Genomic DNA, 430 nt, shown 5'->3' on the forward strand with positions numbered 1-430 from the left:
GCGGGTTGCGGGCGTCCCCGATCGGCCCGATCTGGCCCCAGCCCGGTGGTCCAACCCAGGCAGCAAACCGTGTTGTCGCCAATGTGCATAGCCCTGATCTGACCCTGCGCCAGTACCAGACGCAGGTCGTATTCCAATGGGTCGCGCAGGGTCAGGCGCACCAGCGAACGCAGCGGCTGATAGGCCTTTCCCGTGGGCAGGAAGCCGTGAAAACGCTGCCACCCCAACGCGCGGACATGCACCCTGAACTTGCCACTGCGGTCAGCGACGCGGCGCCCCAGCACCAGGTCCTCGCCAAGCACACTGTTGGCCCGCCACAGGTCATTGCGCTGGACCGGGCTGATCTCGACCTGGCGTTCAACCAACTGCTCGATAAACAACGCGTCGTGCTTGATGTAGTAGCGCCGGACCGACTCGACCAACGCAGCCG

At 65.1% G+C, this 430-nt stretch carries 1 protein-coding gene; it reads right to left on the minus strand.

The annotated features are described in order from the left end of the window. A partial coding sequence (locus tag JMV15_RS28150; protein WP_201492017.1) for a type VI secretion system baseplate subunit TssG occupies positions 1–430 on the minus strand: 430 nt, incomplete at both ends.

Origin of the sequence: Pseudomonas paracarnis, assembly GCF_904063055.1 — a bacterium.
Classification (GTDB): Bacteria; Pseudomonadota; Gammaproteobacteria; order Pseudomonadales; family Pseudomonadaceae; genus Aquipseudomonas; species Aquipseudomonas paracarnis.